Source organism: Pseudofulvimonas gallinarii, assembly GCF_004343305.1.
GTDB lineage: Bacteria > Pseudomonadota > Gammaproteobacteria > Xanthomonadales > UBA2363 > Pseudofulvimonas > Pseudofulvimonas gallinarii.
The window spans coordinates 91,187-100,170 of the sequence record NZ_SMAF01000010.1; the positions used below are offsets into that span (position 1 = coordinate 91,187).

6 protein-coding genes are annotated in these 8,984 nt (G+C 65.6%); 2 read left to right on the forward strand and 4 right to left on the reverse strand.

Translation table 11 applies throughout. The features are described from left to right. Positions 1–81 precede the first annotated feature (81 nt). The gene (locus tag EDC25_RS08650; protein ID WP_123520922.1) at positions 82–1,116 is read right to left on the reverse strand and encodes a thioredoxin domain-containing protein; all 1,035 of its coding nucleotides are present in this window, start codon (positions 1,114–1,116) and stop codon (positions 82–84) included. Positions 1,117–1,141: 25 nt separating this feature from the next. Further along, positions 1,142–4,219, reverse strand: coding sequence for a COG1361 family protein (locus EDC25_RS08655; RefSeq protein WP_207905709.1), 3,078 nt, complete (start codon positions 4,217–4,219; stop codon positions 1,142–1,144). Positions 4,220–4,370: 151 nt separating this feature from the next. Between EDC25_RS08655 and EDC25_RS14915 the strand changes: the two genes are divergently transcribed. Together EDC25_RS14915 and EDC25_RS14705 are read left to right on the forward strand one after the other, a co-directional pair. Continuing rightward, entirely contained in the window at positions 4,371–4,511 is a 141-nt protein-coding gene (locus tag EDC25_RS14915; RefSeq protein WP_207905710.1) for a hypothetical protein, read from the forward strand. 344 nt (positions 4,512–4,855) lie between these two features. Continuing rightward, positions 4,856–7,591 (forward strand): protein kinase domain-containing protein, encoded by a 2,736-nt coding sequence (locus EDC25_RS14705; RefSeq protein WP_164483890.1) that lies wholly within the window; start codon positions 4,856–4,858, stop codon positions 7,589–7,591. Between the two features lie 284 nt (positions 7,592–7,875). Here EDC25_RS14705 and EDC25_RS08670 read toward each other — a convergent pair whose 3' ends face one another. Then, positions 7,876–8,346 (reverse strand): hypothetical protein, encoded by a 471-nt coding sequence (locus tag EDC25_RS08670; protein ID WP_132577418.1) that lies wholly within the window; start codon positions 8,344–8,346, stop codon positions 7,876–7,878. A gap of 108 nt (positions 8,347–8,454) precedes the next feature. Next, positions 8,455–8,984: IS66 family transposase (locus EDC25_RS08675; protein ID WP_165910889.1), on the reverse strand; the 530-nt coding region annotated here is incomplete at its 5' end.

Below are 8,984 nucleotides of genomic sequence, written 5' to 3' on the forward strand. Positions count from 1 at the left end.
GCCGCGCCCCGTCAGCGTCTCGACTGCCTCGTGACGAACCTTCATGAACAATGCGGGCCAGCGGGCGACCGGCAACCCGACTCAACGCGGCACGTAGGCCCGGCCGCCGTCCTGGAACAGCACCACCACGTCCCAGGTTTCGCCTTCGAGGACGACCTCGCCCACCCGCTCAAGCTGGTAGCCCGGCCGCAGCTGATCCAGCACCGGTGAACGGCGGCTGGGATGGCTGTGGATCGGCCGCGCGGCGCCTTCGGCCGTCAGCGGACCCGAAGCGGGCCGGACATCGAAGCGCAACCGGGCCAGCCGGACCGCCTGCGGCGCGTGGATATACGCCGGAACCGCCCGGCCGTCGCCCAGCCGCAGCCCGACCACGGCAATCCACTCATCGCCGACGAAGCCAAGGATCTCCTCGTACAGGCCCATGTGGCCGACCTCACCGATGCGCGGCGTGGCCACCGATGGCAGGACATGCATCGCCAGCGCATCCGGCTCGAAGTTGACGAACCGGCTGATCGGCGCGGGTACCGGCGTCGGCGCGCCCCGCGCCAGCATGGCCAGGCTGGCGGAGACATGGTCGGCCGTCCCGGGCCGGGGCTCGACCTTGGCCAGCACGGCGGACAGGTCCGAACGCATGCCCACCGCCACCTCGACGCCACCCGCGCCCTGATAAACGAAGGTCGGAAACGCCAGGGTGCCGGGAATCGACTGCTGCACCCAGGCATTGACGTTGAGTCGCGCCAAGGCCTGTTCGGGGAACTGCGGCGCCGGTGCCTGGCCCTCGAAGGCCTGCGCAACGGCAGCCATTGTGCCCTGCTCGGCCACGTACTCCGCGCCATTGCCGAGGCCTTCAAGCAGCAACCAGCGCAGTTGCACGCCGTCGTCACGATCGCGACTGTTGGCGTGCAGGGTCCGGCACCAACCACATGCCGTGCTGAAGATCACGTAGGCATGACGGTCGCTGGCCGGGCCATCGCCGACCCATAGCGAATCATCGAGCAGGGCCAGCACCTGCTTTCCCTGCGCGTCCGGCAACGTTCCTGCCTGCGCCCGGCTCACGACCAGCAACGCTGCTGCGACCAACAGGCTCGTCGCCCACATTGATTGCTTGATGTTCATGTCGCTTGCCTTGCAAGTGAACCGGTCAGGGTTGCACGCGCACGACACGTTGGCTACGTGCGTGATCCAGACCGCTACTGGCGCGCGTGAAGGTACGATAGATCAGCACATCGCCCGGCAGCACCTCGCTCCGCAACTGCGCAGTGAACGTGACGGTGCGCGTCGCGCCCGCCGCCAGCGTGCCGAGGTTCCAGTTGATGAGTTCGCCGCCGCCCGTGGAGCCACCGCCCGTACCGCCATCGCTGACATTGGATATCCAGTAGTTGCCCGGCGGCACGCGCAGGTGGACGCTGCCGATGAACAGATCCACTGCCTCGTTGTTGGTGACGGTCACCTGCCCGCTGAACACGCCATTTGGCGACACCGAGGTCGCGCTCATGACGGCTGCCACACTCAAAGCGGGAGCGGTTTCGACGTAGTTGGTGATATCGGCATGGGCGAAGTGCCCAGACGTGTCCGACAGCCACGGCGTGGTTTTCAGCAGATGGCCCTCCGGCAGGTCCGCCACGATGAAAGTGGCCTGCCGCTGATTGGTGTGCGTGGCGGGCAGTGCGCCCAGCGTCCACACCACCTCGCCGCCGACCAGCGCGCCGCCGTCCGTGGCGGATACGAAGGTCAGGCCGTCTGGAACCGGCAGGCGCAAGGTGGCGCTTGAAGAGGCATTGACCTGGGTGTTGCCGTAGACGAGGGTGTAGGTGAGCGCATCGCCCATCTGCACGGCGTCATGGCTGGTTTCCACGCCCAGCCGCAGTGCGCGGGCCGTGCGCACGAACAACAGATCGTTGGCCGCCGCGCGATCAGCGCCGTTGTTCCCGCGCGCCCAGGCGGTGTAAGACAGAATGTCGCCGCCCTGCGCGTCCGATCGCAACTGAAGCCCGAAGGATCGCGTGCGCACCGCGCCTGCCGGCAGCTGGCCGACGTTCCAGCTCATGACCTCGCCACCGCCCGTGCTGCCCGAACCCGTGCCGGAATCGCTCAGGTCGAAGCGCCAGTAGTTGCGGTAAGGCACACGCACATTCACCGTCGCGTCGAAGATGTCGACATCGCTGGTATTGACGACCACCACTTCGCCCGACAGGTAGCCCGCAGACGGCACAGCGGCAGGCGACATGGCCACTGCCACCCTCAGCGCATCGTCAGGGTGAACCGCGTGGACCACATCGACATGCGCCAGCCGGTTGGCGGTATCGGTCAAGACGGCTGTAGTCGCGAGCAGGCTTCCCGCGGGCTGGCCCAGGACATTGACCGTAGCCTGCCGTCTGCCATTGAAGCCGGGTTGCACCGCACCCACCGGCCAGACCACGCGATTTCCCACCAGAGCACCGCCATCGCTCGCGGAAACGAACTCGACGCCCTCAGGCAGCAGCAAGCGCAAGGTCGGCGTTGACGCGGAGCTGGTGGCGACATTGCCGTACGCCAGGGTGTACGTGAGCGAATCCCCAGGCTGCACGGTATCGTGGCTGGTTTCCACCGCCAATCTCACCTCGGGCGCGGCGATCGTGGTGAGCAGCTCGACCGCGTGTGCCCTGTGCAGACCGTTGCTCGCTCGCGCCCAGGCTTCGTAGGGTCGCGATAGAGCGCTCTCCAGACCGCTGTTCAATTCCACGGCAAAGCTCACGCTGCGACTGGCTCCGGCGGGCAGTTGGCCGATGCTCCAGTTCACGATTTCGCCATTGCCGGTGCTGCCGGCGCCGGCACCGGCATCGCTCAGGTTGTGTATCCAGTAGTTTCCGGCCGGCAGTCGCAGATACACATTGGTGCCGAACAGATCCACCGCACCCGTATTCGATACCGTTATCTCTCCATTGATGGCGTTGCTGGAGGCCACCACGCCACGCGACAACGCCAGCTTGATCTGCATCGGGTTGATGTGATGAGTAAATGCCCCATGCTGGCGGAACGTGGCGCTGGCATCGCCGGCGTCGTTTCCGACCACGGCAAGCAGTGGTCCCAGCGGCGCTCCGGCTGCATTCGCCTGCTCGAAACCATTTTGGAACAGCCGATCCCATGGCGGGGCATACCCGCCACCGCCATCAGCCTGGACCAGGATATGGCGGGCACGAATGTCGCCGGGATTGATCGCGCCGATGTTCCAGCTCAACCCCGTCGCGGTGGTGTTCCCTCCATCGGCCTCGATCACCGTCAAACCTCTCGGCAGTCGTAGATTCAGCGTTGTACCCAGCGACACGTTCGTCGTGGAGAGGTTGCCAAGGGCGATCTCCACAGCGACCGGCTTGCCCAGGGGAAAATCCGGCGCCGCCGGATTGACTTTCACCTCAAGTGGATCGCTCGTCACCACTGCCACATCCGCCGTGGCAATGGCGCGGCCCGATGCGCTGATAGCCAAAGCCTCCATGCGGATACTCTCGCCAACCAGCGACGCGTTGCTGTTGCTGTTGGAGATCAGGTCGTGATGGCTGTAGATGCGCGATGCGCCGGGGGGCAGACTGCCCACGTTCCAGACATATTCGTTGCCGGCACTGCATGAGCCCGTGCAGCCCGTTGGTGAATCCGAGGGATACGAGCCACCACCCGAGCCTGCCGCGATGCGCGCACGCAAGCTGACCGAATCGAGGGTGGTCGCGCCGTGATTCTCCACCCGCAGCTGCGTGATACTCGCGGAATTGTTGCGGCCCCAGGTGCGTTCGGGCTCGATGAACACGCGCAGCCTCGGCGACCGCTGGATGGCGATGACATGCTTCGCCGTCGACGCCTCGCCATCGGCCTGCAGCGTGGCCTGCACCGTTGCCACCTGCGGAACGGCACTGCCCGCCGCGCGGACAACCAGCAGTCGCTGCACGCTGGTCAGCGGATTGAGCGCCCCCAGGTTCCAGGTCACCTGCTGGCCACTGACGCTGCCGCCGATGGCCTCGACCACGTCCAGTCCTGCCGGCACCAGCACCGTCAAGGTATTTCCGAAGCTGATGGTGGTGGCGTGGGTGTTGCCGACGCTGGCAACCAGGAGCGCCTCTTCGCCCGGCGGCAACACCGGCGTGGATGTCGACAGCCGCAACCGTTGCGATGTGGCGGCCGTGTTCGCCCCCTTCGATGTCACCTGCACCGTAGTGTTGGCGAGGCTGCTGCCATTGCCGGAAATGGCCACCGGGAAGGTGACCACGGTCCCGGCGGTGTTGGCCTGGGTGTTCAGCGTGGTCTTGAAGGTGGCGACATAGGTTTCGCCGGGCGCCAGGCTGGCCTGGGTCCAGTTGATCTGCGCACCGGCCGAGCAGTTGGTCGGGTTGCAGACCGCATCGGTGTGGTTGCTGATCGTTCCGGCCTCGGCCGGGCGGACGATGCTGATCCGGAAATCGCTGATTGCCGTGGGCTGGTTGTTGACCACCACCACGTTGACGCTGAATACCTGTCCGACGGTGACATCGTCGCGGCTGGCGTAACCGGCGACGCTGACCGCCCAGGTCGTCGAGGCCAGCATCAGCAGGCCAAGGGCCAGCAGCAGGCGTTGAAGCAGCATTGGCGTGATCTCCAGACAGACAGGGACCCACGTGGCCCCAGTCGATCGTCCATTTCGCCGTCGCCACCTGTCCTCACGAGGGTTTCAAGAAACCTTCAAGATGGACTTTCCAATCAGAATCAGGGCACTACGCTCAACCTGGAGGGTGGACCCAGCCCGCGCCTTGCCGACCCGCAAACCTTTGACCGATACTGCCCACGGAGCGACAAGGGACCGTCGTGGCCGGCTCGACGCGGATCGATGCTGGCCAGGACATTGGGAGTGCGGATGGAACCGGACCTTCAGAGCCCGGGCAGCGATCTGTTCGTCTGGCGGATCGGCCCGGTTGTCTACGACGAGGGTGCACGCGAACTGCGGGTCGATGACGTCCCGGCCACACTCGAACCCAAGCCCATGCAGTTGCTGTCGGCCCTGCTGCGCCATGTCGGCGAGGTGGTGACCAAAGCGGAATTGTTCGACACGGTCTGGACCGGCCAGGTAACCGTCGACCACGTATTGGCCACCGCCATCGGCAAACTGAGACAGGTCCTTCGCGCTGCCCCGGACGTGCAGATCGTGACCGTGCCACGGGTCGGCTATCGGCTGGACGCCACGGTGCAGCGGGTGGTCGCACGGAAACTGTCCGGGGGACAGCTGCAACTGAAGCCCGGGCAAGCGGTGCCGCTGCGGCCCAACTTCCGATTGCAGCGCGCGCTCGCGCAGACCGACAACAGCGAGGTCTGGTTGGCCTACAACCGGCGGGCCGGCGAGTATCGGGTGTACAAGTTCGCCACCGACGCCCGGCGCCTGACCTCGCTCAAGCGCGAAGCTACCCTGGCGCGTGTGCTGCGCGAAAGCCTGGGCGAGCGTCCCGATTTCATCCGTATCCTGGACTGGAACCTGGTCGACCTGCCGTTCTTCCTGGAATGCGAATACGGCGGTGTCAGCCTGCGCGAGTGGGCAGGCGACTCGGCGGGCCTGGCGCCATTGTCCCGATCCGGGCGCATCGACCTGGTCCTGCGCATCGTCGACGCGGTCGCCGCCGCGCATTCGGTCGGCGTCCTGCACAAGGACATCAAGCCGGACAATGTGCTCATCCAAGCCGACGACAACGGCGGCCCTCCCAGCGTGCGCCTGACCGATTTCGGCAGTGGCGGCCTGCTCGACCCCAGGAAACTGGCGGCACTGGGCATCACCCGGATGGGTTTCACGCAGACCCGCGACCTGGCCCAGGACACTGTTTCCGGCACGCTGCTGTATCTGGCACCGGAGTTGTTCAGCGGCACGCTGCCGACGGCGCAAAGCGACGTGTACGCACTGGGCGTGCTGCTGTACCAGTGCCTGATCGGCGACTTCCGCAAACCGCTGTCGTCGGGCTGGGAGCGCGACATCGACGATACGGTGCTGACCGGCGACATCGCCGCCGCCACCGACGGCGATCCACAACGGCGCATCGCCAGTGCCGCAGAACTGGCGCAGCGACTGCGGCAACTGCCGCAGCGCCGCAAGCAGTGGGAAAAGGCCAGGACCGATGAACGTGCCCTGGCATCGACACGCGCCGCCCTGGACCGTGCCCGTGCCCGACGCCCCTGGATGATCGTCGCCTTGATCACACTGCTGGTCGGCATGGGCTCCAGCCTGTGGATGTACCGCCAGGCCGAGCGCGAGCGCGTACAGGCCGAACGCTTCCTGGCCAGTGCCAGCGCGGTGCAGTCCTTTCTCGCCAACGACGTGGTGGCCCAGTTCAGTCCGGCCGATCGCCGGTTCGACGCCAGCAACGACCCGGCCGCGGTCATCGAACGCGCCGGCGCCGCGGTCGACGCGCGCTTTTCCGATGACCCGTTCGCGGCAGGCAGCCTGCATGTGGCCATCGGCAGCGCATTGCGGTCATTCGACCGCTTCGGCGACAGTTCGGCGCGTCATTTTCGCCGGGCCATCGACATCGGCGTCGAACACTTCGGTGCCGACAACGAACTGACGCTCAAGGCGCGCCACGGTCTCGTGCAGAGTCTCATCTACGCCAACCACTATGACCAGGCGCGTGCCGAGCTTCGGCTCGCAGACGACGCGGCGGGCAAACTGCTGCTGGAGCGCAACCGCATCGCACTGGGCAGCAGCCTCGCACACGCCAACCTGCGCCTGCATTCGTTCGACTTCGACGGCATGCTGGAGGCGCTGTTGCGGGCCCGCGAGCTGCATCGCGCGGTGCAGCCGGACAACATCGAAACCGGCCACTTCATCGAGCAGGGAATCGCCGACGCGCAGTTGCGGACCGGTGAGCCGCACAGCGCACTGGACACGATCGAAGCCTATCTCCGCGACGTTGCACTTGAACGGCTCGATCCTGGCCGCCAGGCCGTCATCCTCTCGCTCAAATCGCGCGCATTGCGAACGCTGGATCAACCCGGGCCGGCGCTGGAGCAGGCCATCCAGGCCTATGACATCTACGAACGGCAGATCGGCCCACACGGTCATTCGACCATCGTCACCCTCAGTGCGATCTCTAACCTGCATTACCTGCTTGGACATTGCGAACAGGCGCTGGACACCGCACGCGACGCCTTCCATCGCATGACGCAGCTGCAAGGCGAACACTCGCAGGCGGCACTGATCGAACTGGGCAACCTGGGTTTGCGTCAATGCGGCTGCGGCCGCCTGGATGAAGGCATCGCCAGCGTGAGCCAGGCCATTGGTCAACTCGAGCAGGTCTACGGCCAAGGCAATGGCGCCGCCCGGCAGTTCAAGTATTTCCTCACCGGGTATCTGATCGAGGCGGCGCAGTATCCGCAGGCCCTGGACCTGCTGGACGAACTGTCCGCACAGGTGGCCGCTGCACCGCCATCGGCCCACCTGACGCTTCACCATCTGAACGCGCGGCGTGCCGACATCCTGAGCCGCATGGGCGACATCGGCGCCGCACGCGCCATCTGGATCGCCCTAATCGATGAACTGGAAGCAAGCCAGGAACAAGCCGAGCTGCTCGGCCAGGCCAGGGATCGATTGACCACCTACCCGGAATCGTGATCTGCGGGGGCAGCGGGGCACCTCGCGCATCGGGCACGTGTATCCGGCTTCCGGACTACGGACTACGGACTACGGCTGCAACCTCGGGACAGCGACGAGGAGCACCGTCAGGAACGACAAGAACGTTACCGGGATTGTGGTACCGGAAACTGATTCAGGACTCGTCGAGTTCAAGCCCTCCCGGCGCCTCGACTTCCCTGTCCCTCATTCGGTCAATTCAATTCCCTGGTCTTTGCGGCTCTCTATGTCCGCCGCCCGCAGAAGAGGCCAGGTGGCAGTGATTCTCAGCGGTAAAGCAGGCGATGGCCTTCTATGACGGAGCCATCTTCGGCGGTCAGGAAGAAGTAGTCGTCGCCGACGTTGCCCAGTGGCCCGGCATAGAACTCGAACACGCCCGGGCCGGCAGGACGGCGTAGCACACACGCCGGTTCGGAACCGAGGCGCTGGCGCAGACTGTCGGGCATACTTGACACCCCACCTTCCATAAAGTTGCGGCACTCGATAAATATTGAGAAAAGAAGCGATGGCCCATCCGATTGCAGGAAGTCAATTCTGTAAGGGGTAAGATGGGGCGAGCCCGGCCGTCCCCACATGACGACGCTGGACACCAGATAGTCCCGGGTCGGCGGATTTGGAATGCGTAGAACCAGTACCCATGGCGCCATATCGTCTCCTAGCGCCCAGGGTGATACACGATAACCTTCCGGCAACATCGGCAAACCCAGGTCGGACTCACCTTCGAAGATCTGCGACATGGGCGTGCCCCACACCAGCGGCTGCATGCGGTATTCGGCTCCGCCATCGATGCGGTAGCTGATCAGGTTGCGCGTAAGCGTCCGGCAAGGACACCCCCAGCCCCGGATTCAATCTCGCCGCAGCGGCAGTAAGCTGTCGATGTCGCGATTGAGGGTGGTCGGCAGGTGCACCAGGGTGTTTTCCAGCCAGGCGTGCGGCTCGATGCCGTTGGCCTTGGCGGTGGCGAGCAGACTCATGATGGCGGCGGCCCTGCGGCCGGCCTGCTCGGAGCCGGCGAACAGCCAGTTCTTGCGCCCCAGTGCGATCGGCCGGATGGCGTTCTCGGCCAGGTTGTTGTCGATGGGGCTGGCGCCGTTGTCGACGTAGCGCACGAGCGCGTCCCAGCGCCGCAACGTGTAGGCCAGGGCCTTGGCGGTTCCGCTTTGGCCCATGACGGTGTGCTGCAGTCCGTCCAGCCAGGTCTTCAAGGCGTCCAGGACCGGCCGGGCGCAGCGCTGCCGGTACGCCTGCCGATCCTCGACCGTCATCGTCGCCGCCTCGCTCTCGATGCGGTACAGCACACCGATGCGCGCCAGCGCTTCGGCGGCGATCGGACTGCCGCTGGCCTTGTGCTGGTCGAACCACTTGCGGCGCACAT

Excerpts from the sequence above, each read along its gene's own strand:
- EDC25_RS08650 (WP_123520922.1), bottom strand. The coding sequence starts at position 1,116 with ATGAACATCAAGCAATCAATGTGGGCGACGAGCCTGTTGGTCGCAGCA.
- EDC25_RS14705 (WP_164483890.1), top strand. The coding sequence starts at position 4,856 with ATGGAACCGGACCTTCAGAGCCCGGGCAGCGATCTGTTCGTCTGGCGG.
- EDC25_RS08670 (WP_132577418.1), bottom strand. The coding sequence starts at position 8,346 with ATGTCGCAGATCTTCGAAGGTGAGTCCGACCTGGGTTTGCCGATGTTG.